Raw genomic sequence first — 25854 nt, 5'->3', positions numbered from 1 at the left:
TCCAGGGTGACACAGGGCGGGCGGCTCGGTACGATCGTCACGTCGCGACTGGCGTTGGATGGGTCACCATCGGGGAGCGACACCTGACACGGTGCGCGGCCGTACGCCTGGGCTGCACCGACCGATCGTCCGTGCGCGACCTCACCGGTCGTCGCCAACCCACGTAGGAGAACCGTGTCCATCACCGATCTGCCCGCCGTCGACGGCTCCGTCGACACCGACCGCGCAGCCTTCAACGCCCCGCTCACCGAGGTCGACCCCGAGATCGCCGCCGTCCTGCAGCAGGAGCTCGGCCGTCAGCGCGACACCCTCGAGATGATCGCGTCCGAGAACTTCGTTCCGCGTGCCGTGCTCGAGTCCCAGGGCTCCGTCCTCACCAACAAGTACGCCGAGGGCTACCCGGGCAAGCGCTACTACGGTGGCTGCGAGTACGTCGACGTCGCCGAGCAGCTCGCCATCGACCGCGCCAAGGCGCTCTTCGGTGCCGAGTACGCCAACGTGCAGCCGCACTCGGGTGCGACCGCGAACGCGGCCGTCCTGCACGCCATCGCGTCGGCCGGCGACACGATCCTCGGCCTCGAGCTCGCGCACGGCGGTCACCTGACCCACGGCATGAAGCTCAACTTCTCCGGCCGCATCTACAACGCCGTCGCGTACGGCGTCGACCCCGAGACGTTCGAGGTCGACTACGACGACATCCGCGCGAAGGCCATCGAGCACCAGCCGAAGGTCCTCATCGCCGGCTGGTCCGCGTACCCGCGCCAGCTCGACTTCGCGAAGTTCCGCGAGATCGCGGACGAGGTCGGCGCGAAGCTCTGGGTCGACATGGCGCACTTCGCCGGCCTCGTCGCCGCCGGTCTGCACCCGTCCCCGGTCCCGCACGCCCACGTCGTCTCGTCGACCGTGCACAAGACCCTCGGCGGCCCCCGCTCGGGCATCATCCTGTCCAACGACGAGACGCTGTTCAAGAAGCTGAACTCCGCGGTCTTCCCGGGTCAGCAGGGTGGCCCGCTCATGCACGTGATCGCCGCCAAGGCCACCGCGTTCCTGCTCGCCGGCACCCCGGAGTTCAAGGCCCGCCAGGAGCGCACCATCCGCGGTGCCCGCTTGCTCGCGGATCGGCTCACGCAGCCGGACGCCCGCGCGGCCGGCATCGACGTCCTGACCGGTGGCACCGACGTGCACTTGGTGCTGGTCGACCTGCGCACCTCCGAGGTCGACGGCAAGCAGGCCGAAGACCTGCTGCACGAGGTCGGCATCACCGTGAACCGCAACTCCGTGCCGTTCGACCCGCGTCCGCCGATGGTCACCTCGGGTGTCCGCATCGGCACGTCGGCGCTCGCCACGCGTGGCTTCGGCGACGCCGAGTTCACCGAGGTCGCGGACATCATCGCGCTGACCCTCATGCCGAACCCGGACATCGCAGCGCTCTCGGCCCGGGTGAAGACCCTGACCGACGCGTTCCCGCTGTACGCGTGAGCGGTTCTGTGGCTGCTGCGCTCCCGCGCGAGCACTGGGCTGGTGAGGGCACTGCCGTCCGCATCGACGGCACCGCCCTCGCCGCCCGGACCCTCGACGAACTGCGCGGCCGCATCGACCGGCTGCACGAGCACGGCATCCGTCCGGGGCTCGGCACGATCCTCGTCGGCGAGAACCCGGGTTCGCTGTCCTACGTCGCGGGCAAGCACCGCGACTCGGCGCAGATCGGACTCGACTCGCACCGCATCGACCTGCCCGCGACGGCGTCCGCCGCGGACATCCGTGCCGCGATCCTGCAGATGAACGACGACCCCCGGGTCACGGCGTTCATCGTGCAGCTCCCGCTGCCGGAGGGCATCGACCCGACGCCGATGCTCGAGCTGATGGACCCGTCGAAGGACGCCGACGGCCTGCACCCGACGAACCTCGGTGAGCTCGTGCTCGCCGTGCCCGGTGGCGCCGGCACGATCGACGCGCCCCTGCCCTGCACCCCGCGGGGCATCGTCGCGATGCTCGAGGCGTACGACATCCCGATCCGCGGCGCGCACGTCACGATCATCGGGCAGGGCCTGACGGTCGGCCGGCCGCTCGGTCTGCTGCTCACCCGGCTCGAGGCCACCGCCACCCTGACCCACTCCCTGACGGCGGACGTCGCCGCGGAGTGCCGTCGCGCCGACATCGTCATCGCGGCAGCCGGGGTCGCCGGGCTCGTCAAGCCGGACTGGGTGCAGCCCGGCGCGGCCGTGATCGACGTGGGCATCACCCGCGTCGTGAACGACGAGACGGGCAAGGCGAAACTGCACGGGGACGTCGACCCTGCTGTCGCGTCCGTGGCTGGGTTCATGTCGCCGGTGCCCGGCGGCGTCGGGCCGATGACCCGCGCGATGCTCATGAAGAACGTGGTCGAGGCTGCGGAGCGCCACCTGAAGTAGGTGCGGCTGGCCGTGCGGCGCGCGGGCCTGCTGGCGTCCGTCCGTACTGCCGTCGGTCCGTACCGGCGTCCGTTCGTACCGGCGTCCGTTCGTACCGCCAAAGCGACAGAATCCCGCGAACAGTTCGCGGGATTCTGTCGCGTTGCCGGGGCTGTTGCGTCCAGAGACGGCCGGGCGCGGCTCGCCCCCGCCCCGCGCCTTCTGGGGATGGGTGCGGAGCCGGCCCCAGTGCTACGGTCGCCGCATGGGGGAGAACGTCCAGACCACGCCCGTGATGGCGCATGCCGGTCGGAAACTGCGTCCGCGTGCGTGGGGACTCGCACTCGTCGGGATCGTCGCACTGGTGCTGTCCCCGAACCTGGTGCTCTGGAGCACGTCGTCGGGGTACGGCGGGGTCGACGCAGACGACAACTGGATCGACAACGGCGGCAAGGTCCTCGAGACCGCGCCGGTCACGGTGCAGGTCGAGGGGCACGTCGCGCCGGCCGCACTCGCACTGCTGCTGCTCGTGGTCGTCGTCGGGATCGTCCTGCCGCCGACGCTCGCGCGCTCCGGGCACCGCGCCCTCGGCGACATCGTCCGGTACTCGGCGTACCTGGCCGTCCCGGTGTGCATCGTCGTCGGCGTGCTGGTCTACACGGTGTGGCAGAGCCAGGTCGTGATGGACCAGGTGCAGCACGAGGTGCTGCACCCGCACGGCTTTCCGTGGGGCGGCGTCACCGTCACCACGGGGCACATGACGCGCTGACGCCCGAGTCTCGGCTGCGCTGCCCCGAGTCTCGCGGTAGGCGACCGTTCTCGGAGGCTGTGCCGCGAGGACCGTCGCCCAGCCCGAGTCTCGCGGGCGCCCGCCCGAGACTCGGCGCAGGGCTCAGTCGCGGCGGGCGCCCTGCGCGGCGTGCACCGTGAAGACGTTCGGCTCGCGGTAGCCGGCCTCGGCGAAGGCGGCGGTGACGGCCTCGGTGATCGCACCACGCGATTCCTGGCCGACCAACGCGATCGCTGCACCGCCGAACCCGCCACCGGTCATCCGCGCACCGACGGCACCGTGCTCGACCGCGGTCGCGACGGCCAGGTCGAGCTCCGGCACGGAGATCTCGAAGTCGTCGCGCATCGACTCGTGCGATGCGACGAGCAGCGAACCGATCGCTCGCGGACCCTGTTCGCGCAGCGTCCGGACGGTGTCGAGGACGCGCTGGTCCTCGGTCACGACGTGGCGCACGCGGCGGAAGGTCTCGTCGTCGAGCAGCTCCTGCGCACGGGGCAGGTCGTCGACGCTCAGGTCACGCAGGGCCTCGACCCCGAGCACCTGCGCACCCTTCTCGCACGAGGCCCGACGCGCTGCGTACCCACCGGTGGCGTGGGCGTGCTCGACCCGGGTGTCGATGACCAGGACCTCGAGACCGTTCGCCTCGAGCGCCAGGTCGACCACGGCGGTGTCGAGCGTGCGGCAGTCCAGGAACACGACGGCGTCCTGCTCGCCGAGCAGGGAGGCGGACTGGTCCATGATCCCCGTGGGCGCACCGACGGCGTGGTTCTCAGAGTACTGGCCGACGCGCGCCAGGGTCTTGCGGTCGAGGCCGAGCTCCCACAGGTCGTTGAAGGCGAGTGCGATGCCGCACTCGATCGCTGCGCTGGAGGACAGGCCCGCGCCGACGGGGACGTCGGACTCGATGAAGACGTCGAATCCGGTCTTGTCGGACAGGTCCGCGCCGGCCTGCTCGCGGAGCGCCCAGGCGATCCCGAGGACGTACGCCGACCAGCCGGTCATGTTCGACGGGTCGAGGTCGTCGAGCGACAGCTCGAGCACGGTGCCGGCGTCGAACGCGGACGAGACGCGCAGCAGACGGTCCGGCCGCAGAGCGATCGACGCGGTGGTGCGCCGGTCGATCGCGAACGGCAGGACGTACCCGTCGTTGTAGTCGGTGTGCTCACCGATCAGGTTGACCCGGCCGGGGGCGGAGTACCGCACCGACGGCTCGTACCCGTAGACCTGCTGGAACGTCATGCTCGCTCGATTCCCTGTCGGATGAACTCGGCTGCCTTCTCGGGCACGAGGTCCCCGATCCAGGCGCCCATGGCGGCTTCACTGCCGGCCAGGAACTTCAACTTGTCCGCCGCCCGACGCGGCGACGTGATCTGCAGCATGAGCCGCACGGTGTCCCGCCCGACGTGCACCGGCGCCTGGTGCCACGCGGCGATGTACGGGGTCGGGTCGTCGTAGAGCTTGTCGATGCCCCGCGTCAGGCGCAGGTGCATGTGGGCCAGTTCGTCCTTCTCGGCTTCGGTCAGACCGGCGAAGTCGGGGACGTGGCGGTGCGGCAGCATGTGGATCTCGACGGGCCAGCGTGCGGCGAACGGCACGAACGCCGTGAAGTGCTCGCCCTGCAGCACGACACGGTCCGAGGCCCGCTCGTTCGCCAGGTGCTGCTCGAACAGGTCCGGTCCGAAGCGCTCGATCGAGTCGAGCAGGCGCTGCGTGCGGGGCGTGATGTACGGGTACGAGTAGATCTGCCCGTGCGGGTGGTGCAGCGTGACGCCGATCGCTTCGCCGCGGTTCTCGAACGGGAAGACCTGCTGGATGCCGGGCATGGCGGAGAGCGCGGCGGTGCGGTCCGCCCAGGCCTCGACCACGGTGCGGGCACGCGACTCGGAGATCGACGCGAAGGACCCCTCGGTCGCGGGGGAGAAGCACACGACCTCGCACCGGCCGACGCTGCGCAGCTGCCGGTTCAGGCCGACGTCGCTGAGCGAGTCGAGCGATCCGGGTGCGTCATCGGCCTCGAGCGCCGGACCGAACGACGGTGACCGGTTCTCGAACACGGCGACGTCGTAGGTACTCGGGATCTCCGACGGGTTCTGCGGTGTCTGCGGCGCGAGCGGGTCCTGGTCAGCCGGCGGCAGGAACGCACGGTTCTGCCGGCTCGCGGCGATGGAGACCCACTCGCCGGTCAGGACGTCCTGGCGCATCCGCGCGGTCTCGGGCCGAGGGTCGAGCGCACGCTCGTCGATGGCACGCTCAGCGGGCAGGGTGCTGTCCGCATCGTCGAAGTAGAACAGGTCGCGGCCGTCCGCGAGCTTCGTCACGCGCTTGGTGATCACCGGAACAGCCTAGCGCCGATCCGAAGCGTTGCGAAAGTCTTCGGAAGCAAGCGAAACTAGAGCCGTGACCGACGACGACCTCTCCTTCCTGGCTGGATCGCTACCAGCACCGCTGCGACAGGACCGCATCGTCTCCATCGTCGAGGGCGCACCCGGCATGGTCCGGACCGCCGCGCTGGCCGCGTCGCTCGGCACGAGTGAGGTGACGGTCCGGCAGGACCTCGCGGTCCTCGACCAGGAGGCCCGGATCCGCCGAGTGCACGGTGGAGCGGTCCGCCTCGGGGCTGGGTCCACCGAACGCCCCTTCGAGGAGACCGCGGTCGAGCACCAGGTGGCCAAGGCCGCCATCGGCCGCGCGGCCGCAGCGCTCGTGCGCTCCGGCGAGTGTGTCGTGCTCGACGTCGGTACCACCCCGGCCGCGGTCGCCGAGGCGCTCGTCGCGCGCACGGAGCTGTCCGACGTCACCGTGGTCACGAACTCGCTGACGACCGCCCTGGCCCTCGAGCGCGCCGTGCCGCGGTTCACCGTGATCGTCACCGGCGGCACCCTCCGACCGCTCCAGCACTCGCTCGTCGCGCCGTTCAACAACACCCTGTTGCCGGTGATCGCCGCCGACGTCGTGTTCCTCGGCGGCACCGGTGTCGACGTCGCGCACGGCCTGACCAACGTCAACCTGCCCGAGACCGAGGCGAAGCGGGTGCTCGCGGCCACCGCTCGGCGTACGGTCGTGGTCGCGGACGGGTCGAAGTTCGGCCGGGCCCACATCGGGGTCGTCCGCGCGCTCGAGGACATCGACGTCGTCGTCACCGCCGAGGCCGAAGCCGACGCGGTCGCCACGATCCGGGCGGCCGGCGTCGAGGTCGTCGTCGCGGACGGCGAGGACACAGCCGGAAGGAACCACATCCCATGACCGCAGCACCCACCGGTGGCCAGTACCGCCTGCACCACGCCGGACCGGACGGCGTCGTCGAGGCCGTCGTGACCGAGGTCGCCGCCGGCATCCGAGAACTCCGCGTCGCCGGCTTCGACCTGACCGAGCCGTTCCCCGTCACCGAGCAGCCGCCGGGCGCCAACGGCATCGTGCTCGTGCCGTGGCCGAACCGCGTCGCCGGAGGGGTCTGGGAGCTCGACGGCAAGCGACAGCAGCTGGACGTCTCGGAGCCGAAGTACGGCAACGCCTCGCACGGACTGCTCCGCTTCGCGCCGTACCGCGTGGTGTCGCAGACCGAGACGGGCATCGTGCAGGAAGCCACGATCCACCCGCAGCACGGATGGCCGTTCACCCTCGAGACCCGGGTGCGCCACGAGCTCGTCGACGACGGCATCCGGGTGACGCACGAGATCACGAACCGCTCCGGAGCCCGCGCACCCTTCGCCGTGGGGGCGCACCCGTACCTGCGTGCCGGTGACACCCCGGCCGACGACCTCGTCGTCACGCTCGACGCCGCCACCGCCTTCACCGTCGACGAGCAGAAGGTGCCGAACGGGTCCGTGTCGGTGGAGGGCACTTCGTTCGACCTGCGACGGGGGCTGCGTGCCGGTGATGCGGATCTCGACACCGCGTACTCCGACATCACCCCGGACGCCGACGGGGTCCGCCACACGACGCTGCACGGCCCCGAGGGTGACGGCGTGCAGCTCTGGCAGGACGCGTCGTTCCCGTACGTGCAGGTGTTCACCTCGCGCGAGTACCCGCGTGGTGACGCCAAGGGCCTGGCCGTGGCGGTCGAGCCGATGACCGCTCCGGCCAACGCCCTGAACTCCGGCGAGGGCCTGCGGTGGCTCGAGCCCGACGAGACCTGGACGGGTACCTGGGGCATCCGCCGCGTCTGGTCCTGACCGTCGTCGTGCACCGAGCAGGCCCCGTCGGATGTCCGGCGGGGCCTGCTGCGTTCGTGGCGTGGAGCTGCTGGTCAGCCGCGGCGCATGCGGAGCGCCTCGACCGCGAGTGACTCGCTGGCGTAGCGGCCGACCTCGTGCGCCCAGGCCGGGTCGTCCCCGCGCAGGGCGATGAAGTCCTTGCGCTGTCGGCACACGTAGCCGAGCACCGCGGTGGCCGTCGCGACCTCGATGAAGTCCTTGCGGATGTGCCGGGTCGTGACCTGCGCGTTGCGGCGGAGCGTGTCGAGCAGGAGCTCGTTGCTCATCGTCGTGTTCGTCGCTGCTGCGAGCTCGACGATGCGGCGCGCGTCCCCGGTGGTGCTGGTCGGCGTGGCTTCGATGGGCTCGATCACGGTGTACCCCGTTCGTTCGTGGTGGTGCGGTGCTGCAAGATCCGGTGATCGGATCCGGGAACGACACTATCGGCGGCAGCCCAACAGTCGGCTGTGCGCGGGCTGATGTGTGCAGGGGATCTGCCATGAGCCAGCTGGGGGCGACTTGTACCCCGAAGCCGAGGTCAGGCGCAGCGTTCGTCGTCGGGCACAGCGAGGGCGTCGAGGGAGTTCGAGACCCGTTCGGCCATGTACTGGTAGCCGGCGTCGTTGAGGTGCCCGCCGTCGATCGCCGCGTAGCCCGGGCTGTTCGCCGCGGTGAACCACTGCCCGGCGAGCGGGTCGATGAACGGCACACCCGCTGCTGCTGCCCCTGCGGAGACCGAGGCGGCGACCCCGACGTTCGCCTTCGCCCGCGGCATCGGCGCTGACGGCCCGAGCGCCACGACGACCGCGTCCGGCCAGGTCTGTTCCGCGGCGCGGAGGGTCTGCTCGACCCGGGCCTGCAGCGTCGACGAGTCGACGAGCCAGTCGTTCTGGCTGCCCTGCACGATGACGAGCTGCGGAGCGTCGGTCGTGGCGTGCCGTTCGAGGCGGGGGCCGAACGTGTAGTGCGAGGACCCGGTGCGCCCGGTGTCGACGTAGCCCGTTCCCGGGTAGCCGTCGATGGTGGCCTTCCAGTCCCGGTCGGCTGCGAGGTCCTGCGCCCATCCGTGGACGCCGCTGGTCGAGCCGCGGCCGGTGGTGTACGAGTCGCCGACGATCAGGACGTGCGAGCCGGGGGCGATCGCGTCCGCGACCTCGGCGGAGGAGACGCTCGACGACGTCGTGACGGGCTGGCATGCACTCGACACGGTCGGCAGGATGACGAGCAGCCCGCTGACGCCGAGAGCCATGGCTCCGAGCGCGATGCCGGGGAGGAGTCGTCGTGCCACCCGCCACATTCTAGACAACGGGACTGGAACAGCAGCTGAGGTGGGCCCCGTGGCGCTCGAACCCACGACCCTCGGATGAAGAGCCGGCGTTCAGGAGGGTGTGGGCCCCGTGGGGCTCGAACCCACGACCCTCGGATTAAAAGTCCGGTGCTCTACCAACTGAGCTAGAGGCCCTCACCCGCAAGGCTAGCGGGTGAGGGCCTCTGGGAAGAACCTGGTGTCGCCGGTCAGCCGCGGCGCCCGGTGAGCGTCCGCAGCAGCCACAGGACGACGGCCACGATGAGCAGCACGATGCCGACCCACAGCAGGAACTTGAGGCTCGCGGTGAAGCCACCGACGAACAGCAGGATGACCGCGATGACGGCCAGGATGATGAGCAACGGGTTCATGGGGGAGTCCTCTCCTTCACGTTCGGGAGGAGCGCCTCCCGACGAGACACCGTACCCGCGGCGCTGCCGTTGCGTTCTGGGCGAACGGAGGGCGGGCGTGTCACCGGCCGTGCCTACACTGACGCGGTGCCTCGCGATCACCACCGTCCTGTCCACTTCACCGATGCCGAGTTCGCCGCGATCCAGGGCGGCGAGGACCCGGCCGTCGTGAACCGTGTCGCGCACGAGACCGCGAACGCGTTGCTGCACCGGGTGCGTCAGGACCCGGACCCCGCTGTGGTCGAGCGGCTCGTCACCTACACGGACGTGCACGGCATCGACGCGATCGCCGAACTCTGGGCGCGGGTGGGTGCGCACACCCTGCCGGGTGCCCTGTGGCGGGTGTACCTCGTCCGCACGGTGATCCGGCAGAACCCGGAGGAGATCGCGTACTTCTTCCAGCGCGGCACCGAGCGCATCGGCACGATCGACCAGGCCGTCGCGGGGGCCGAGCAGCCGACCGGTCCCGCCGAGATCCTCACCCTGGCGGACCGCATCCTGCACGGGCTGTACACGGGTGACTTCGCCGTGGCGCTCGACCGTGGGGCGGCGTTCTGCCGGCTCACCGCGGCCGGTGCGACTGCGGTGGCGGACGACTCCGACCTGACCGCGACCGGCCGCGCGAGCGAACTGACGCGGCGGGCGCTCCGTCTCACGGAACTGGCGGCCGACCTGACCGAGGCGGCGGCGCTCTGGCGTCGCGAGAGCCTGGACTAGCGAGCGAACGCGCCGGACCCGCACCGGGCCTCCCGGCAGAACGCCGCAGGGCAGAACGCGGAAGGCAGAACGCCGCAGGGCAGAGAAGAACCGGGCCGCAGAAGCGCCTCTCGGCGCGAGGCCGCTCGAAGCGGCGAATTTTGGAGCCCGGGGCTTGCTGCGGCCCGGCGACGTCAACTCTACGACGCGTCGGCTGAGTCCGCTGCCCTGTTCACTCTCGGTGGACAGATCCGGACCCGGGCGTGCCCGGCAGACGGCCGGTCGCGGCGTCTCCACAACTTCTCGGCATCCGATCCAATCCACCACGGGCACCGCGCCGAATCATCAGCGTGACGGACTTGATGACCGTCACGAACGCGAGAGGCCCGGCGTGACCCGGACCGGTATCCGCCGGTCAATTCCCTGTGGGTCACGCTGGCCTCTCGTCTCGACCGCACGACGCGGCGGCTCCGTCCTACCCGGGGCAGGACCGCAGCACAGCACCACCGCACCACACAGCACCCCTGACAGAACGGCCACAACCGGTCGACGAAGCACCCGAGAGGAGGGAAACCTGCAATGCTTGCCCTCGTGGATAGCGACACCGAACGCTGGAGCTCGTCAGAGCCAGCCCCGGCATCGCCGGACGACCTCTTGGCGCGGGTTGCCTCCGGTGACCAAGCCGCCTTCGCGGACCTCTACGACGTCCTCTCCGGCCGGGTCCTCGGACTCGTGACGCGGCTCCTCCGGGACCGCGCTCAGTCCGAAGAGGTCACGCAGGAGGTCTTCCTCGAAGTCTGGCAACAGGCCACCCGGTTCGACCGGAAGCGCGGGACCGCCTCCAGCTGGGTCCTGACCATGGCGCACCGCCGAGCGGTGGACCGGGTCCGGGCGTCGCAGGCCTCGCACGACCGGGACACGAAGATCGGTATCCGCGACCTCGAGTCCGGTTTCGACCAGGTCTCCGAGTCGGTCGAGATCCGCATCGAACACGAGCGGGTCGGCCGGGCACTGGCCAAACTGACCGAGTTCCAACGGCAGGCCGTGCAGCTCGCGTACTACGGAGGCTTCTCGCACAGCGAGATGGCCGAACAACTCGGTGTCCCCATCGGCACCGTCAAGACCCGTCTGCGTGACGGGATGATCCGACTCCGAGACGAGATGGGGGTGACCTCATGACCGAACGACACGACGACCCCGCACTGCTGACGGGTTCCTACGCACTCGACGCGCTGTCCGACGATGAGCGCATGCTCCTCGAGGACGTCCTCACGACGTCGCCCGAACTCCAGGCCGAGGCCGACTCGCTGCGCGAGACCGCGCTGCAGCTGGCCTTCGCCGCCGCGCCGATCGAGCCCCCGACGTCGCTCCGCGCGTCGCTGCTGGCCCAGATCGCCACGACCCCGCAGGCTGCACCACTGGCCGACACGGCGGTCGACCAGACCTCGGTCGCCGAGACCACCTCCGTCCAGGAGGCCCGTCCCGAGCCCGCCAGGCACGTCGCCTCGATCGCCGACGGCTCCACCACCGGTGGTCGGGTGACCTCCGAGGCCCGCCGCCGCTGGTTCCAGCGTCCGGCAGCCATGCTCACCAGTGCTGCTGCGGTCGCCGTGGTCTTCCTCGGTGTCGGCCTGGGGGTCGGCGTCGCGAACGGCCCGGCCGACGGACCGGGCACCGGCACCACGCAGGCGTCGAGCGGCCTCGACCGCATCTACGCGGCGTCGGACTTCCAGCGCAGCACCACCAAGGTCGAGGGCGGTGGTACGGCCACGGTCGTGTGGTCGAGCGACCTCGGCAAGTCCGCGGTCATCCTCGACGGTGTCGCCCAGGCACCGAAGGGCAAGACGTACGAGCTCTGGTACATCGGCTCCGAGAACGAGGGCGGCACGATCAAGTCGGCCGGTCTGGTCGACGGTGTCGCCGACGGTGTGCACTCGGCCGTGCTGAAGGGCTCGATGTCCGACGGTGCGACGATCGGCATGACGGTCGAGCCGGCCGGTGGTTCGGAGCAGCCGACCACGACGCCGATCATGGCGGTCCCGACCACCTCGGCCTGACCCTCCCGGAAGGTGCCCACGCGATCGATGCGTGGGCACCTTCCGTCGTTCCACGAGGCGATCGACGCGTGGAACGACGGAACATGCGCACGCAACGTCTGCGTGCGCATCGAGCGACGAACCACGAGGCGATCGACGCGTGGATCGTCGGAACATGCGCACGCACCCACCCACCCACGCCGTGCGGCACCCAACCCCGCCGGCCCCGCACCCAACGCGACCACGAAGGCCCGGTGCGCGTCCGTGGCGGACGTGCACCGGGCCTCCCGGTCGTCCGTCAGCACGACGGACTGACAGCGATCAACCGAAGCGACCCGAGACGTAGTCCTCGGTGGCCTGGACGGACGGGTTCGAGAACATCGTCGCGGTGTCGTCGAACTCGATGAGCTTGCCCGGCGCACCGGTGCCGGCGATGTTGAAGAACGCGGTCTTGTCGCTCACGCGCGAGGCCTGCTGCATGTTGTGCGTGACGATGACGATCGTGAACTCCTTCTTGAGCTCCTCGATCAGGTCCTCGATGGCCAGGGTGGAGATCGGGTCGAGCGCCGAGCAGGGCTCGTCCATCAGCAGCACGTCGGGCTGCACCGCGATGGCGCGGGCGATGCAGAGACGCTGCTGCTGTCCACCGGACAGGCCCATGCCGGGCTTGTCGAGGCGGTCCTTGACCTCGTTCCACAGGTTCGCGCCCTGCAGGGAGCGCTCGACGATGTCGTCGGCCTCGGACTTCGAGACGCGCTTGTTGTTGAGCTTCACGCCCGCGAGCACGTTGTCCTTGATGGACATCGTCGGGAACGGGTTCGGACGCTGGAAGACCATGCCGACCTGGCGACGGACGAGCACCGGGTCGACCCCGGGGCCGTACAGGTCGTCGCCGTCGATCTTGACCGAGCCCTCGACCCATGCGCCGGGGATGACCTCGTGCATGCGGTTCAGGGTGCGGAGGAAGGTGGACTTGCCGCAGCCGGACGGGCCGATGAAGGCGGTGACGGTGCGGGGCTCGATGGTGATGTCGACACCCTCGACCGCCTTGAACTTCGAGTAGTAGACGTTGAGGCCGTCGACCTCGATGCGCTTGGACACGTTGATCCTTCTGGTGGGTGGGGAAGTGGGTTCGCTAGCGCGAGAGCTTGGGGGCGAAGAGTCGGGTGACGAACCGGGCGAGCAGGTTGAGCGCCATCACGATGAGGATGAGCACCAGCGCGGCGGTCCAGGCACGGTCGACGAACGGCTGCGGGTTGGCGCCCTGCTGCGAGTACTGCGTGTACGCGTACACCGGCAGGGTCATCATCGGGTCCTTGAACAGGTCGTAGTTCATGCTCGCGGTGAAGCCGGCGGTGACGAGCAGCGGAGCCGTCTCACCGATGACGCGGGCGATGGAGAGCATGACGCCGGTGGTGATGCCGGCGAGCGACGTGGGCAGGACGACCTTGAGGATCGTGAGGTACTTCGGCACCCCGAGGGCGTACGACGCTTCGCGGAGCTCCATCGGCACGATCTTCAGCACCTCTTCGGTGGAGCGCACGACGATCGGGATCATCAGCACCGACAGGGCGACGGAGCCGACGAGTCCGAAGCGGGCGCCCGGGCCGAGGAACAGCGCGAACAGCGAGTATGCGAACAGACCGGCGACGATCGAGGGGATGCCCGTCATGACGTCGACGAAGAACGTGATGCCCTTCGCCAGTGCGCCGCGGCCGTACTCGACCAGGTAGATCGAGGTGAGCAGACCGATCGGCACCGAGATGAGCGCCGCGAACAGGGTGATCTCGAGCGTGCCGACCAGCGCGTGGATCGCGCCGCCGCCCTCGGAGATCACGCCGCGCATCGAGTACGAGAAGAAGTTCGCGTCGAAGCGGGCCAGGCCGTCGGCGATCACGGTCCAGAGCAGCGACACCAGCGGCAGGACCGCGATGACGAAGGCGGTGATGACGAGCGACGTGACCAGTCGGTTGACGGCCTGACGACCGCCCTCGACGATGCGCGAGACGACCACGATCAGGACGTCGAACAGGACGGTGCCGAGGAACAGGGCGGCGACGACGTTGAAGTCCTTGACCGCGCCACCGGCGTTGAGCAGGGCGAACACGGCCACCAGGGCGACCCAGCTGCCGACCAGCAGCAGCCACGGCACCGAGCGGTGCAGCTTGCCGTTGGCGTAGACGTTGCCGGCGGTGCCGGTCTGACGGAGCGCGAGGGACATCGGGTGCGACCTCTCAGCTGACCCGCGTGCGGACGATGTACCGCGCGAGCATGTTGATGACCAGGGTGATGACGAACAGGATCAGGCCCGTCGCGATCAGGGCGTTCAGGGCGGTTCCCGATGCCTCGGCGAACTGCAGCGCGATGTTCGCAGCGATCGTCGAGGGGTTCTGCGAGGTCAGCATCTGGAAGGTGACGTTCGCCGAGACCGACAGCACCAGGGCGATCGCCATCGTCTCGCCCAGGGCACGTCCGAGCCCGAGCATGATCGCGGAGACGATGCCGGACTTCGCGAACGGCAGCACGGACAGGCGGATCATCTCCCAGCGCGTCGCACCGAGGGCCAGGGCGGCTTCCTCGTTGAGCGTGGGCGCCTGCAGGAAGATCTCGCGCATGACCGCCGTCATGATCGGGATCGCCATCACGGCGAGGACGATCGACGCGGTCAGGATGGTACGGCCGGTGCCGGACACCTGGCCGGAGAAGAGCGGGAACCAGCCGAGGTACTCGTTCAGGAAGGCGTAGAACGGCTTCACGAACGGTGCCAGCACCACGATGCCCCAGAGGCCGTAGACGACCGACGGGACCGCGGCGAGCAGGTCGATGACGTAGCCGAGCACCGGCGCGAGGCGTCGCGGTGCGTAGTGCGAGATGAACAGGGCGATCCCGAGCGCGAGCGGGACCGCGATCACGAGCGCGATGAGCGCGGACCAGACGGTGCCGAAGACCAGGGGGCCGACGTAGTCCCAGAAGTTCGTGGCGTTGTTCGGCAGGTCGCCGACCTTGGCGGCGAACGCGGGGATGCTCTGCCAGACGAGGAACGCGGCGACGAGCACGAGCACGAAGAGGATGAGGCCGCCGGCGATCACCGAGGCGGCGGAGAACACCCGGTCGCCGACGCGGACGACGGCCTTCGGCTTGGTCGGGGTGACGGTGGCCCCTGGCTGGGCCGGTGCGGTCGTCATGGGACTCCTGTCGGAGGAACGCCGGGGGAGGCGACGGGTTCGGGTGGTGGAGCGTGGAGCGGGGTGCCGGTCGGACGGGCGCTGGCGGTGGAGCCGGGCTGCTCACGTCGCGACGAGCAAGGGCCCGGACGCCGGTCAGGTGGGTGGGACCGGCGTCCGGGCGCTTGGGGGTCTTACTTGATGGAGTCGACCGCGGCAGCGGCCTTGTCGGCCAGGTCGGACGACAGGGCGGCCGACTTGGCCTCCTTCGCCGCGGCGTCCTGGGCGTCGCCGGAGACGACGTAGTTCAGGAAGCCCTTGACCAGGTCGGCCTTGTCCGAGTCCTTGTACTCCTGGCACGCGATGGCGTAGGAGACGAGGACGAGCGGCCAGGCGCCGTCAGCGGTGTCCTTGCGGTCGATGTCGATCGCGAGGTCGTTGTCCTCGCGGCCGGTGGCGACCTTCGAGTCGGCGACGACCTGTGCGGCGCCGTCGGCCGAGATCTCGGTGGCCTTGTCGCCGACCATCAGCTTCGCCTTGTCGAGGTCACCCGCGCCGGAGTCGTCGATGTAGGTGATCGCGTTGGTGGCGCTGCCCATGGCGGAGGCGACACCGGAGGTGCCCTTCGCGCTGTCGCCGACCGAGTACGGGAAGGTCTGGCTCGGCTCTTCGGTCCAGACGTCGCCGGCGTTCGCAGAGACGTACTCCGAGAAGTTCTGCGTGGTGCCCGAGTCGTCGGAGCGGTGCACGACCGTGATGTTCGCGTCCGGCAGCTTCGCGTCCTTGTTCAGCGAGGCGATCTGCGAGTCGTTCCACTTGGTGATCTTGCCCGAGAAGATGCCCGCGATGGTCTTCGCGTCGAGGGTCAGGTCGCTGACGCCGTCGACCTTGTAGGCGATCGCGATCGGGGAGATGTAGACCGGGATGTCGATGGCCTTGGTGTCGGCCTTGCACAGGTCGAAGGAGCCCGAGAGCTCCTCGTCGTTCAGTGCTGCGTCGGAGCCGGCGAAGTCCGCGGCGCCCGAGATGAAGTTCTTGCGGCCGGCACCCGAGCCGTCGGGCGAGTAGTTCACCGTGACGCCCTTGGCGACGTCCTGGAAACCGGCGGCCCAGGTGGCCTGCGCGGTCTGCTGGGCGGAGGAACCGGAGCCGGTCAGGGTTCCGGTGAGGCTCGAGGAGCCGGAGTTGCTCGAGGAGGACTCGGTGCTGCCCGCGTCCTCGTTCGCCGCGCACGAGGAGAGCACGACTGCGCCGGCGATCGCGATTGCTGCGATCGAACCGATTCGCTTGATGTTCACAGGGGTCCCTTCGGGGATGGGGTGCAGTGGGACCACTGCGGTCCCTGGGCCGGTGCCGACCCGGGAGCGACTGTAGGGACGCGAGGTGACGGGGATCACGCGCGTTGGTGAACGGAAGGTGAACGAGGGGTTGTGCCGACCGGGAGGCGCGGATCGCGTTCCGGGCGCGGCGGACGCCCGGCCCGTGGCCGGGTGCAGGGCGTGCGGTCGCTACGCCGGGATCGTGTTGCGGTGCGTCTCGACGGCGACGAGCGTCTCGCCGGCGATGTGCATCACCGAGAAGTCGCCGACCGACAGCATCGCGGCGCGGCGCAGGTCGAACCGGCCCGAGTCGTCGGCGGTCGCGGTGGCGATCCGGGCGATGATGTCGGGGAGCACCGGGCCGTGTGAGCAGAGCACCGTGCTCTTGCCCTTGTCGAGCCGACGGCGGACGACGCCCTTGACGTCGGCGGCGCCGCGGTCGTGGGCGTCCTGGCTGATGTCGGGGGTGTTCGAGACGCCGAGCTTCGTGGTGGCGGACAACGGTTCGACGGTGGCGAGGCACCGGGCCGCCGTGCTGCTCACGATCTTCTTCGGGCCGAACGCGGCGACGGGCGACGCGGCGGCCTTGGCCTGCGAACGACCGACGGGCAGGAGCGGACGGGTGGCGTCCGGGCCGTTCCAGTCGGAGCCGGGCACGGTCTTCGCGTGCCGCAGCGCGATCAGGGCGAACGTACGGTGGTGGCCGGCGGCGGCGCGCTCGGCGAACCGGTCGAGGATCGCCACGTCGCGTTCGTACGTCAGGCGGTTGCGGGCGTCGTCGATCGTGACCCACTCGAGGGCGGCGACCTCGTGGTTCGGGGTGAAGTCACCCGCGCGGGCGTACTCCTTCGACGAGACGCGCGCAGCCCAGTAGTGCACGACCTTGTCGCGACCGTTCGGCAGCACGTACTCCGCGGTGCCGAGCGGTGCACCGAGGTGCACGCGGTACCCGGTCTCCTCGTCGATCTCGCGCACGGCGGTCGTCGGGACGGCCTCGCCCGGGTCGACCTTGCCCTTGGGCAGTGAGACGTCCTTGTGGTGGTCGCGGTGGATGAGCAGCACGAGCGGCGTGCCGTCCTGTTCGCGCCAGACGACCGCGCCGGCGGCGACGACGGGGCCCGAGGGACCGCCGCTCACCGAGTGGAGCGCTTCCGAGCCGAGATCTTCCGCATCGTCACATTCTGCACGTCTTCGAGCGGGCGACCGTCATCGTCGGTCGAGTGGCGGGTCCACTCACCGTCGGACTCGAGGTGCCACGAGCTCGCGGTGTCGGCCATCGCCAGGTCGAACATCGCCAGCACCTCGTCGATGTGGTCCGGTGCCGTCAGCCGCACGAGCGCCTCGACGCGGCGGTCGAGGTTGCGGTGCATCATGTCGGCGCTGCCGATGAACACCGCCGGGTCGCCGTCGTTGTGGAACGCGAACGCACGGGAGTGCTCGAGGTACCGCCCGACGATGCTCCGTACCCGGATGGTGTCGCTCACGCCTTCCATCCCCGGCTTGAGCGAGCAGATCCCGCGCACCCAGACGTCCACCGGCACGCCCGCCTGGCTGGCCAGGTACAGGGCGTCGATGATCTGCTCGTCGACCATCGAGTTGACCTTGATCCGGATGCCGGACGGCTTGCCGGCGCGGGCGTTGTCGGACTCGGTCTGGATCCGCTTGAGCAGCCCCTTGCGCAGGTGCAGCGGCGCGACGAGCAGCCGCTTGAACTTCTTCTCGATCGCGTAGCCGGACAGCTCGTTGAACAGGCGCGTCAGGTCCTTGCCCACGGTGTCGTCGGCGGTGAAGAGGCCCATGTCCTCGTAGATCCGCGAGGTCTTCGGGTTGTAGTTGCCCGTGCCGATGTGGCTGTAGTGCTTGAGCGTGCCGCCCTCTTGCCGGATGACGAGGACGAGCTTCGAGTGCGTCTTCAGCCCGACCAGGCCGTAGACGACGTGCACGCCGGCCTTCTCGAGCTTGCGGGCCCACGTGATGTTGTTCTGCTCGTCGAAGCGCGCCTTGATCTCGACGAGCGCCAGGACCTGCTTGCCCGCGGCCGCGGCGTCGATCAGGGCCTCGACGATGGGGCTGTCACCCGAGGTGCGGTACAGCGTCTGCTTGATCGCGAGCACGTGCGGATCGGCTGCGGCCTGCTCGAGGAACGCCTGCACGCTCGTCGCGAAGGACTCGTACGGGTGGTGCACGAGGACGTCGTTCGCCTTGATCGCGCGGAACAGGTCGGGCTTCGTGTTCGGCTCACCGGGCTGGAACTGCACCGGGGTCGTCGGCACGTGCTTCGGGTAGTGCAGGTCCGGGCGGTTGATCTTCGAGAGCTCGAACAGGCCACCGAGGTCGAGCGGCGACGGCAGCCGGAAGACCTCCTGCTCGGTGATGTCGAGTTCGCGCACGAGCAGGTCGAGGGTCACCGGGTCCATGTCCTCGGTGATCTCGAGGCGGATGGGCGGACCGAACCGGCGACGCAGCAGTTCGCGCTCGAGGGCCTGGATGAGGTTCTCGGCCTCGTCTTCCTCGATCTCGACGTCCTCGTTGCGGGTGACCCGGAACACGTGGTGCTCGAGCACCTCCATCCCCGGGAACAGGTCGTCGAGGTGGTTCGCGATGAGGTCTTCGAGGGGGATGAAGCGCATCCGGCCGGAGTTGTCGTCCGGCAGCTTGATGAAGCGGGAGAAGTTCTGCGGCACCTTGAGGCGCGCGAACTCCTGGCGCTGCGACTTCGGGTTGCGGACCCGGACCGCCAGGTTGAGCGAGAGCCCGGAGATGTAGGGGAACGGGTGCGCCGGGTCGACCGCCAGGGGCATGAGCACCGGGAAGATCTGCTCGTTGAAGTACTCGCGCATCCGGAGCCGGTCGGCTTCGTCGAGGTCGGACCAGTGCTCGACGTGGATGCCGGCGGCGTCGAGGTCGGGCTTGAGCGACCCGATGAACGCCTGGGCGTGCCGGTCCTGCAGCTCGTGCGCCTTCTTCGCGATGTCGCGCAGGACGTCGCTCGGGGCGCGGCCGACGTTCGTCGGCACGGCGATGCCGGTGTCGATGCGGCGCTTCAGGCCCGCGACCCGGACCATGAAGAACTCGTCGAGGTTGGACGCGAAGATCGCCAGGAAGTTCGCCCGCTCGAGCAGGGGCTGCGTGCGGTCCTCGCCCAGCTCGAGCACGCGCTGGTTGAAGCGCAGCCAGCTCAGCTCGCGGTCGAAGTAGCGGTCCGACGGCAGCGACTCGTGCTCGATCTCGACGACCTCGTCGAAGTCGTCGAGGTCGGGTGCGACGGATTCGCCGTCGAGCTGCGGTTCGGTGTCCATGTCCACATCCTGCCACCAGGGCCCCTCGGTCGGAGGGCCTCCGGTGGACGCTGTGGAAACCGCGGGTGAACGAGCGGGTGTGGAGGGGTGCTGGTCGGATGCCTAGTGCTCGGACGTCGGCGCGGCGTACTGCACGTCGATCGCGTACTGCTCGAACCCGGATCGCCGGTAGAGCGCCAGCGCGGGCTCGTTGTCGCCCTCGACGTACAGTGCGGCGGCGGTCAGCCCACGCCCGGTCAACCGAGCAGTCCCCGCGCGCATGAGCACCCCACCGAGCCGCTGTCCCTGCAGGTCGGGCCGGACGGCGACGGCGTAGAACTCGCCGATGCCGTCCTCGACCTTGAGCCAGCACGAGCCGGCCAGCTGCCCGGAGGCGTCGCGGAGCAGCAGCAGGTCCTCGCCGGAGAACCAGGCGTCCGACTCGCGGGCGCGCAGGTCGTCGAGCGTCATCCGGCCCTGCTCGGGGTGGTGCGCGAAGGCCGCGGCGTTCAGGGCGAGCCAGTCCGCCTCGTCCTCGGTGCCGGGCCGGAACGCGGACAGGCTGTACCCGGCCGGCACGTCGACGGACGGACGGTCGGCCTCGTCGATCGGCGCCCGGAGCTGCAGCAGGGTGCGGACCGCGCGCCAGCCGAACCGATCGGCCAGGGCCCGCGCTGCGGGGTGGTCCCCGTGTGCCCAGGCGAGCACGGGAGCGGCCCCGCCGCCCAGCGCGAGCGCCTGCGTGACGAGGGCGGTGCCGGTGCCGCGGCCACGGGCCTCCCGGTCGACCACGAGTTCCAGCTCGCCGTCACGGACCACGGCGACCCCGTCGTCGACGGAGAAGACCGTCGCGCGTCCGGCGCGGACGTCGACCAGGGTCTGGTCCGAGAACGGCGGTGCTTCACCGGGCACGAGGAACCGAGCGAGGTCCGGCACTACTGGCCCATCAGGCGCTCGGCCTCGTCGTCGTAGACGTTGAAGCGGTACCCGACGTTGCGGACCGTGCCGATGAGCGACTCGAGGTCGCCGAGCTTGGCGCGGAGACGTCGGACGTGCACGTCGACCGTTCGGGTGCCACCGAAGTAGTCGTAGCCCCAGACCTCGCTGAGCAGCTGCTCGCGCGTGAAGACCCGGGACGGGTGCGTGGCGAAGAAGCGGAGGAGCTCGAACTCCTTGAACGTCAGGTCGAGCGGCCGGCCGCGGACCTTCGCCGAGTAGCTGGCCTCGTCGATGACGACACCCGACGCCTGGATCTTCGAGCTGGACTGCCCCTTGGCCGCGCGGCCGGCGGAGAGGCGGATGCGGGCGTCGATCTCGGCGGGTCCGGCGCTCTCGAGCACCACGTCGTCGACGTTCCACTCGCTGTTGACGGCGGTCAGGCCGCCCTCGGTCACGACGAGCACGATGGGCGTCGTCGAGCCGGACGAGGCGAGGATCTTGCACAGGGCCTTCGCGCTGACCAGGTCGGTGCGGGCGTCCACGAACATCAGGTCGCTCTGCGGCGCGTTGACCAGCTGTGCGGCCTCGGCCGGCACGTGACGGATCCTGTGGCTCAGGAGACCGAGGCTCGGCAGGACGTCGCCGGGCGCGGTCGAGGTGAGTACCAGGAGCTGTGCCACAGGACCTCCGCAGGTGGATGACGTCGTGGACACATCCTAGTGATGCTCGGGAAGTCCTCATCCGGCCGGACGGTTTGCGCGGCAACCCGCAAGCGCGCGCCGGGCGTGACCCCTGTCATGATGGAACGCGTGACCCAGCCAGTGCAGCCCACCGACCAGCGGCGCCTCAAGCTGACGTCCGTCCTGCCGGTCTGGATCATGGCCGTCGTCGGGGCGGTGCTCGTCCTGACGCTCGCCGAGCGCGACGCCTTCGCCTGGCTGCTGCTCGTGTTCGTCGCCTGCGTGATGGTGAGCTTCGTGCTCCAGCTCATCACCGCGACGAAGGACGGGCTGGTCGAACGGATCAGCATCGCGTCGTCCGGTGCCTTCGTCGTGGTGCTCGTCACCGCGGTGGTGCTCCTGGCGCGTTGAGCCGAGCCGCGTAGACTCCGGGACATGGATTCGCTGCTTGCGCTCGAGCTGTTCTACGTGGGCCTCCTCGGCCTGGCGTCGCTCGCGATCGCGTTCATCTCGGTCGTCGTCGTCGTGAAGCTGTTCAAGGGTCAGCGTTGATCGAGGTCCCCGAGGGCCTGGCGCCCGAACTGGTCCCGTTGTCGTGGCTCGTCGGCGTCTGGGAGGGCACCGGCGTCGTGGAGTACCCCGTCGGTGACGAAGAGGCGCCCCGCACCTACGAGTTCGGCCAGCGCGTGAGCTTCAGCCACGACGGGCTGCCGTACCTCAACTACTCGTCCACCACGTGGTTGCTCGACGACGACCACACCCCGCTCGCCGCCGAGATGGGCTACTGGCGCATCGACCGTCCGACCGAACCCGGTGACCGCGGCCCCGCGATGCTCCTGGGCGAGGGGACGACCCCGTTCAGCACCGTCGAGAGCGTCGAGGCGCTGCGCAACACCACCGACGGCTTCGACGTCGAAGCCGCGATCGTGCACCCGACGGGCGTCAACGAGCTCTACGTCGGCCGTGTGCTCAAGGGCCGGATCGACCTGGCCACGGACGCCGTGATGCGCTCGCCGAACGCGAAGGACTACTCCGCCGCGACCCGCCTGTACGGCCTGGTCGAGGGCAAGTTGTTCTGGGCGTGGGACATCGCCGCGCTCGGCCGCGAACTCACCTCGCACGCCTCGGGGCAGCTCGCGAAGGTCGACTGATGTCGGCGTTCGCGGTGCGCGACGGCTTCGTCGCGTCAGCGCAGGGCCCTGCTGCGCACTTCGGCAACCCCCTGGGCGAGCAGCGGCTGCTGGCCCGTGGCCGCGCGGTCGTCGATCTCGGCCTCGGTGTCGTCACCGTCTCCGGCCCGGACCGCCTGTCGTGGCTCAACTCGATCACCTCGCAGCAGCTGACCGGTCTGCCGACCGGCGTCAGCACCGAGACCCTCGTCCTCGACCAGTCCGGTCGCGTCGAGCACGCCGCCCGCGTGGTCGACGACGGTGCGGTCGTGTGGCTGCTCACCGAGCCGCAGGACGCCGCGCCGCTCGCCGCCTGGCTCGACTCGATGCGCTTCATGCTGCGGGTCGAGGTCGCCGACCGTTCGGCCGACTTCGCGACCCTCGGCTGGTTCGGCGAGGCCGCCCCGTTCGCGTCGACCGTCCTGCCGGAACCGCCCGTCGTCGAGTGGGTCGACCCGTGGGCGACCGTCACGCCCGGTGGGTGGAGCTACGCCGACCAGGAGGCCCACCCCGGCTCCGACTGGACCCTCCGCATCGCCGTGGTCACGCCCGGCACCTCGGCCGCGATCGCTGCGTCGGACGAACCCGTCGCGGGGCTGCTCGCGTACGAGGCACTGCGGATCGCCGCCTGGCGTCCGACGCTGTCCGACGCGGACGAGCGCACCATCCCGCACGAGCTCGACTGGCTCCGCTCCGCCGTGCACCTGACGAAGGGCTGCTACCGCGGGCAGGAGACCGTCGCGAAGGTGCACAACCTGGGCCACCCGCCGCGTCGGGTCGTGCAGCTGCACCTCGACGGCTCCGACGCCGTGCTGCCGGCCCCGGGCACGCCCGTGATGCTCGGCGACAAGCAGGTCGGGCGGCTGTCGGCCTCGGCGGTCCACCACGAGCTCGGCCCGATCGGGCTGGCCGTGGTCAAGCGCTCCCTCGACCCCACCGCGACGCTGACCCTCGCCGCCGACGACGTCGTGGTGACGGCGGCGCAGGAGACCATCGTCCCGCCGGAGGCCGGCGCAACCGCGAACGTCCCGCGGTTGCCCCGGCTCGGAGCCGTCAAGCGCTCCTAGGCTCCGTCCGGGGTTGATGCTGGCGCGCGACTCGGCCTGAGCGACACTTCTCGGGCCCCGGAGCGCGAGATCAGTCGCTGAGCGCGAGACTCGCCCCCCTCAAGTGGCGGGTTCGACCGCTGACCACGGCACGCTCAGCTCGCCGAGCCGCCACCTGCTCGGCCCGTGCAGCACCGGCCACCCGCGGTCGCGCATGCCCCGCACCGTGGCGATCCACCGCTGCCGGGGTCCGTACGTGCCGAGCGGCGCCGCGACCGCCCACGACAGGTCGAGGTCGCGCAGGAACGCGTGCACCCGCTCACCCGGCACGTTCCGGTGGATGAGCGCCTTCGGCAGCCGTTCGGCGACGATCGACGGCACGTCGAGTCCGGCGAGCCGCAGCGACACCGTGAACGACACCGGTGTGTGCTCGTCGAGCGTCACCCACGAGGCCACCCGCCCGACCTCGTTGCAGGTCCCCTCGACCAGTGCGCCGCCGGGCTGCAACCGGTCCTGCATGATCCGCCACGACGCCACCACCGCGGACTCGTCGTACTGCCGCAGCACGTTGAACGCCCGGATCACAGCGGGTCGGCGCTGCCCGGGCGTGGGCGTCTCGAAGCCGCCGAGCCGGAACGTCACGCCGTCGCGGGTGCCCGCGTTCGCGAAGGCGACGCGGGCCGGTTCGATCTCGATGCCGGTGACCTCGACGTCCGGACGCACCAGCGCCAGACGGTCGCGCAGCTCGAGCGTCGTCGTCGGCGAGGCCCCGTACCCGACGTCGGCGACCAGCGGGTCGTCGGCCTTGCGGAGCGCCGGCAGCGACGCGATCCACCGGTCGACACGGCGGAGCCGGTTGTACCCGGTCGTCCCGCGCGTCACGTTCCCGATGGGCATGACGTCAAGGGTACGGGCCTGCCGACGCTCGGTAGACTCGGCAGCATGACCTCCACGCTCGTCCTGCTCCGTCACGGAAACAGTGACTGGAACCAGAAGAACCTGTTCACCGGTTGGGTCGACGTCCGGCTCAGCGAGCTGGGCGAGAAGGAGGCGAAGCGCGCCGGCGACCTCATCGCCGAGTCCGGCATCGTCCCCGACGTCCTGTACACCTCGCTCCTCACCCGCGCGATCCAGACGGCCGACATCGCGCTGCTCCAGGCCGACCTCGCCTGGCTGCCCGTCAAGCGTGACTGGCGCCTCAACGAACGCCACTACGGCGACCTGCAGGGCAAGGACAAGGCCCAGACGCTGGCCGAGTACGGCGAGCAGCAGTTCATGGAGTGGCGCCGGTCGTTCGACGTCCCGCCGCCCCCCATCGCCGACGGCGCCGAGTGGTCGCAGGCCGGTGACCGCCGCTACGCCGACCTCGGCGACCAGCTGCCGCGCACCGAGTCGCTCAAGCTCGTGATCGACCGACTGCTCCCCTACTGGGAGTCGGACATCACGAAGGACCTGGGCGAGGGCAAGACCGTGCTGGTCACCGCGCACGGCAACTCGCTCCGCGCGCTCGTGAAGCACCTCGACGACATCTCCGACGACGACATCGCCGGGCTGAACATCCCGACGGGCATCCCGCTGGTGTACGAGCTCGACGACGACTTCCGTCCGACGAAGCCGGCGTACTACCTCGACCCCGAGGCCGCTGCCGCCGGCGCTGCCGCCGTGGCCGCCCAGGGCGCCAAGAAGTAGCACCGCACACACGAACGCCCCGTCCGGTCTCCGGGCGGGGCGTTCGTCGTTCTCCATGGTGGGTTCGCGAAAGCGACAGGGTGCCGCGAACGTTCCGCCGACTCCTCTCGCTCTGCCGGGAGGAACGGATCACCGCATCGACGATGTGTCGCTTCCGCAGGGTGGTCGGCTCCTCGGGCCGCGACCGGTCAGACGAAGTGCGACGCGATCTCCTGCACGAGGGCGCCGACGTCGTAGGGCTTCGTCGTGTCGACGCGCACGACGGGGAGCAGCCCGGTCGGTCCCGCGGTGGGACCGAGGGTGTCCCAGGTGTCGATGATCGACGCCAGGTCGCCGTGGACCTCGTGCCGGAGCGGAGCGTCCGGCTCGTAGCGATCACGCAGGCGTTCGTCGGCGGTCGCGCGGTCGACGTGGCACCAGACCTCGACGGCACGGGGCGAACCGGCCGTCAGGAGCCCGGCGGTGAGGAAGTCCCGGCTCTCCGGTGTGACCCAGACCGCATCCAGGACGACGCCGTTCTCGACCGCGCCGGCCATCGCCCACACGGTGTCCATCGCGATGCCACCGAGCGGACGCGACGCGATCATCGGCCCGACGATGTCGGCGAGGGGCTCCTTGATGCGGTCCTTCGACAGGAACGGGCAACCGAGCACCTCGGCCAGCGCAGCGCCGATCGTGCTCTTGCCGGAACCGGGCATGCCGTTGACGATGATCGCGACCTGAGCCATGCGTCGATCCTCGCAGAACCG

Annotated in this window: 27 protein-coding genes, 1 tRNA gene and 1 riboswitch; of the genes, 12 read left to right on the top strand and 16 right to left on the bottom strand. The window is 70.1% G+C overall.

Going from position 1 to position 25854, the window contains the following annotated elements:
- Positions 1–34 precede the first annotated feature (34 nt).
- A riboswitch (ZMP/ZTP riboswitch) is annotated at positions 35–120 on the top strand.
- A 54-nt stretch (positions 121–174) separates the two neighbouring features.
- The 3 genes from glyA (at position 175) to ABH929_RS00230 (ending at position 3159) form a co-directional block, all read left to right on the top strand.
- The gene (gene glyA, locus ABH929_RS00240; protein ID WP_404559717.1) at positions 175–1479 is read left to right on the top strand and encodes a serine hydroxymethyltransferase; all 1305 of its coding nucleotides are present in this window, start codon (positions 175–177) and stop codon (positions 1477–1479) included.
- Positions 1476–2411 carry a bifunctional 5,10-methylenetetrahydrofolate dehydrogenase/5,10-methenyltetrahydrofolate cyclohydrolase gene (locus tag ABH929_RS00235; protein WP_404559716.1) on the top strand — a complete coding sequence of 312 codons (936 nt, stop codon included), beginning with the start codon at positions 1476–1478 and terminating at the stop codon, positions 2409–2411. Before glyA ends, ABH929_RS00235 begins: the two co-directional genes overlap by 4 nt.
- A 244-nt stretch (positions 2412–2655) precedes the next feature.
- Positions 2656–3159 (top strand): hypothetical protein, encoded by a 504-nt coding sequence (locus tag ABH929_RS00230; protein WP_404559715.1) that lies wholly within the window; start codon positions 2656–2658, stop codon positions 3157–3159.
- A 123-nt stretch (positions 3160–3282) separates the two neighbouring features.
- Here the strand turns inward: ABH929_RS00230 and galK are convergent, their stop codons facing one another.
- Together galK and galT are read right to left on the bottom strand one after the other, a co-directional pair.
- A complete protein-coding gene (gene galK / locus ABH929_RS00225; RefSeq protein ID WP_404559714.1) occupies positions 3283–4419 on the bottom strand; it encodes a galactokinase in 1137 nt (378 codons plus the stop codon).
- Positions 4416–5513 (bottom strand): galactose-1-phosphate uridylyltransferase, encoded by a 1098-nt coding sequence (gene galT / locus ABH929_RS00220; protein ID WP_404559713.1) that lies wholly within the window; start codon positions 5511–5513, stop codon positions 4416–4418. Before galT ends, galK begins: the two co-directional genes overlap by 4 nt.
- A gap of 64 nt (positions 5514–5577) precedes the next feature.
- Here galT and ABH929_RS00215 point away from each other — a divergent pair, with 64 nt between their 5' ends.
- On the top strand, positions 5578–6423 hold the full coding sequence (locus ABH929_RS00215) for a DeoR/GlpR family DNA-binding transcription regulator (protein ID WP_404559712.1): 846 nt from the start codon (positions 5578–5580) through the stop codon (positions 6421–6423).
- Entirely contained in the window at positions 6420–7352 is a 933-nt protein-coding gene (locus tag ABH929_RS00210; protein ID WP_263055176.1) for an aldose 1-epimerase family protein, read from the top strand. The genes ABH929_RS00215 and ABH929_RS00210 overlap by 4 nt, the downstream gene beginning before the upstream one ends.
- Before the next feature lie 74 nt (positions 7353–7426).
- Here the strand turns inward: ABH929_RS00210 and ABH929_RS00205 are convergent, their stop codons facing one another.
- From ABH929_RS00205 to ABH929_RS00190, 4 genes are all read right to left on the bottom strand, one after another.
- On the bottom strand, positions 7427–7747 hold the full coding sequence (locus tag ABH929_RS00205) for a hypothetical protein (protein ID WP_263055175.1): 321 nt from the start codon (positions 7745–7747) through the stop codon (positions 7427–7429).
- 164 nt (positions 7748–7911) lie between these two features.
- A complete protein-coding gene (locus tag ABH929_RS00200) occupies positions 7912–8661 on the bottom strand; it encodes an SGNH/GDSL hydrolase family protein (protein ID WP_404559711.1) in 750 nt (249 codons plus the stop codon).
- A 101-nt stretch (positions 8662–8762) separates the two neighbouring features.
- Positions 8763–8835, bottom strand: a tRNA-Lys gene (locus tag ABH929_RS00195).
- A 53-nt stretch (positions 8836–8888) separates the two neighbouring features.
- Complete coding sequence (locus tag ABH929_RS00190) at positions 8889–9050, bottom strand: DUF2207 domain-containing protein (protein ID WP_146249745.1); 162 nt, start codon at positions 9048–9050, stop codon at positions 8889–8891.
- Between the two features lie 126 nt (positions 9051–9176).
- Here ABH929_RS00190 and ABH929_RS00185 point away from each other — a divergent pair, with 126 nt between their 5' ends.
- From ABH929_RS00185 to ABH929_RS00175, 3 genes are all read left to right on the top strand, one after another.
- Positions 9177–9806, top strand: a complete 630-nt coding sequence (locus tag ABH929_RS00185; RefSeq protein ID WP_173168866.1) for a DNA-directed RNA polymerase subunit beta — start codon at positions 9177–9179, stop codon at positions 9804–9806.
- A 558-nt stretch (positions 9807–10364) separates the two neighbouring features.
- Positions 10365–10964 (top strand): ECF RNA polymerase sigma factor SigK, encoded by a 600-nt coding sequence (gene sigK / locus ABH929_RS00180; protein ID WP_263055173.1) that lies wholly within the window; start codon positions 10365–10367, stop codon positions 10962–10964.
- Positions 10961–11842 carry an anti-sigma factor domain-containing protein gene (locus ABH929_RS00175; protein ID WP_404559710.1) on the top strand — a complete coding sequence of 294 codons (882 nt, stop codon included), beginning with the start codon at positions 10961–10963 and terminating at the stop codon, positions 11840–11842. The genes sigK and ABH929_RS00175 overlap by 4 nt, the downstream gene beginning before the upstream one ends.
- Positions 11843–12142: 300 nt before the next feature.
- Here the strand turns inward: ABH929_RS00175 and pstB are convergent, their stop codons facing one another.
- From pstB to ABH929_RS00135, 8 genes are all read right to left on the bottom strand, one after another.
- The gene (gene pstB, locus ABH929_RS00170) at positions 12143–12922 is read right to left on the bottom strand and encodes a phosphate ABC transporter ATP-binding protein PstB (RefSeq protein WP_111085283.1); all 780 of its coding nucleotides are present in this window, start codon (positions 12920–12922) and stop codon (positions 12143–12145) included.
- 34 nt (positions 12923–12956) lie between these two features.
- A complete protein-coding gene (pstA, locus tag ABH929_RS00165) occupies positions 12957–14042 on the bottom strand; it encodes a phosphate ABC transporter permease PstA (protein ID WP_111085282.1) in 1086 nt (361 codons plus the stop codon).
- Between the two features lie 13 nt (positions 14043–14055).
- Positions 14056–15006, bottom strand: coding sequence for a phosphate ABC transporter permease subunit PstC (gene pstC / locus ABH929_RS00160; protein WP_404559709.1), 951 nt, complete (start codon positions 15004–15006; stop codon positions 14056–14058).
- A gap of 173 nt (positions 15007–15179) precedes the next feature.
- The gene (locus ABH929_RS00155) at positions 15180–16283 is read right to left on the bottom strand and encodes a phosphate ABC transporter substrate-binding protein PstS (protein WP_205463240.1); all 1104 of its coding nucleotides are present in this window, start codon (positions 16281–16283) and stop codon (positions 15180–15182) included.
- 210 nt (positions 16284–16493) lie between these two features.
- On the bottom strand, positions 16494–17441 hold the full coding sequence (locus ABH929_RS00150; RefSeq protein ID WP_404559708.1) for an NUDIX domain-containing protein: 948 nt from the start codon (positions 17439–17441) through the stop codon (positions 16494–16496).
- Complete coding sequence (locus ABH929_RS00145; RefSeq protein WP_123293277.1) at positions 17438–19603, bottom strand: RNA degradosome polyphosphate kinase; 2166 nt, start codon at positions 19601–19603, stop codon at positions 17438–17440. Before ABH929_RS00145 ends, ABH929_RS00150 begins: the two co-directional genes overlap by 4 nt.
- Before the next feature lie 102 nt (positions 19604–19705).
- The gene (mshD, locus tag ABH929_RS00140; protein ID WP_404559707.1) at positions 19706–20518 is read right to left on the bottom strand and encodes a mycothiol synthase; all 813 of its coding nucleotides are present in this window, start codon (positions 20516–20518) and stop codon (positions 19706–19708) included.
- Positions 20518–21201 carry a winged helix-turn-helix domain-containing protein gene (locus ABH929_RS00135; protein WP_123293289.1) on the bottom strand — a complete coding sequence of 228 codons (684 nt, stop codon included), beginning with the start codon at positions 21199–21201 and terminating at the stop codon, positions 20518–20520. Before ABH929_RS00135 ends, mshD begins: the two co-directional genes overlap by 1 nt.
- Before the next feature lie 129 nt (positions 21202–21330).
- Here ABH929_RS00135 and ABH929_RS00130 point away from each other — a divergent pair, with 129 nt between their 5' ends.
- From ABH929_RS00130 to ABH929_RS00120, 3 genes are all read left to right on the top strand, one after another.
- On the top strand, positions 21331–21612 hold the full coding sequence (locus ABH929_RS00130) for a hypothetical protein (RefSeq protein ID WP_214547251.1): 282 nt from the start codon (positions 21331–21333) through the stop codon (positions 21610–21612).
- A 137-nt stretch (positions 21613–21749) separates the two neighbouring features.
- A complete protein-coding gene (locus ABH929_RS00125) occupies positions 21750–22352 on the top strand; it encodes an FABP family protein (protein ID WP_404559706.1) in 603 nt (200 codons plus the stop codon).
- On the top strand, positions 22352–23437 hold the full coding sequence (locus ABH929_RS00120) for a YgfZ/GcvT domain-containing protein (RefSeq protein ID WP_404559705.1): 1086 nt from the start codon (positions 22352–22354) through the stop codon (positions 23435–23437). Before ABH929_RS00125 ends, ABH929_RS00120 begins: the two co-directional genes overlap by 1 nt.
- Positions 23438–23536: 99 nt before the next feature.
- On the opposite strand, the gene ABH929_RS00115 is transcribed toward ABH929_RS00120, so the two are convergent.
- Positions 23537–24313 (bottom strand): class I SAM-dependent methyltransferase, encoded by a 777-nt coding sequence (locus tag ABH929_RS00115; RefSeq protein ID WP_404559704.1) that lies wholly within the window; start codon positions 24311–24313, stop codon positions 23537–23539.
- Positions 24314–24358: 45 nt separating this feature from the next.
- Between ABH929_RS00115 and ABH929_RS00110 the strand changes: the two genes are divergently transcribed.
- Positions 24359–25105 carry a phosphoglyceromutase gene (locus ABH929_RS00110; RefSeq protein WP_123293294.1) on the top strand — a complete coding sequence of 249 codons (747 nt, stop codon included), beginning with the start codon at positions 24359–24361 and terminating at the stop codon, positions 25103–25105.
- Between the two features lie 188 nt (positions 25106–25293).
- Here the strand turns inward: ABH929_RS00110 and ABH929_RS00105 are convergent, their stop codons facing one another.
- Complete coding sequence (locus ABH929_RS00105) at positions 25294–25833, bottom strand: ATP-binding protein (protein WP_263055283.1); 540 nt, start codon at positions 25831–25833, stop codon at positions 25294–25296.
- Between the last annotated feature and the right edge of the window lie 21 nt (positions 25834–25854).

Origin of the sequence: Curtobacterium sp. AB7, assembly GCF_044909335.1 — a bacterium.
GTDB lineage: Bacteria > Actinomycetota > Actinomycetes > Actinomycetales > Microbacteriaceae > Curtobacterium.
This window is presented reverse-complemented; position numbering and strand designations above follow the sequence as displayed.

Bases quoted from the DNA above. Each gene is read 5' to 3' on its own strand.
- ABH929_RS00230 (WP_404559715.1), top strand. From the start codon at position 2,656: ATGGGGGAGAACGTCCAGACCACGCCCGTGATGGCGCATGCCGGTCGG.
- galK (WP_404559714.1), bottom strand. From the start codon at position 4,419: ATGACGTTCCAGCAGGTCTACGGGTACGAGCCGTCGGTGCGGTACTCC.
- ABH929_RS00210 (WP_263055176.1), top strand. From the start codon at position 6,420: ATGACCGCAGCACCCACCGGTGGCCAGTACCGCCTGCACCACGCCGGA.
- ABH929_RS00190 (WP_146249745.1), bottom strand. From the start codon at position 9,050: ATGAACCCGTTGCTCATCATCCTGGCCGTCATCGCGGTCATCCTGCTG.
- sigK (WP_263055173.1), top strand. From the start codon at position 10,365: ATGCTTGCCCTCGTGGATAGCGACACCGAACGCTGGAGCTCGTCAGAG.
- ABH929_RS00175 (WP_404559710.1), top strand. From the start codon at position 10,961: ATGACCGAACGACACGACGACCCCGCACTGCTGACGGGTTCCTACGCA.
- pstA (WP_111085282.1), bottom strand. From the start codon at position 14,042: ATGTCCCTCGCGCTCCGTCAGACCGGCACCGCCGGCAACGTCTACGCC.
- pstC (WP_404559709.1), bottom strand. From the start codon at position 15,006: ATGACGACCGCACCGGCCCAGCCAGGGGCCACCGTCACCCCGACCAAG.
- ABH929_RS00145 (WP_123293277.1), bottom strand. From the start codon at position 19,603: ATGGACACCGAACCGCAGCTCGACGGCGAATCCGTCGCACCCGACCTC.
- ABH929_RS00120 (WP_404559705.1), top strand. From the start codon at position 22,352: ATGTCGGCGTTCGCGGTGCGCGACGGCTTCGTCGCGTCAGCGCAGGGC.
- ABH929_RS00115 (WP_404559704.1), bottom strand. From the start codon at position 24,313: ATGCCCATCGGGAACGTGACGCGCGGGACGACCGGGTACAACCGGCTC.
- ABH929_RS00110 (WP_123293294.1), top strand. From the start codon at position 24,359: ATGACCTCCACGCTCGTCCTGCTCCGTCACGGAAACAGTGACTGGAAC.
- ABH929_RS00105 (WP_263055283.1), bottom strand. From the start codon at position 25,833: ATGGCTCAGGTCGCGATCATCGTCAACGGCATGCCCGGTTCCGGCAAG.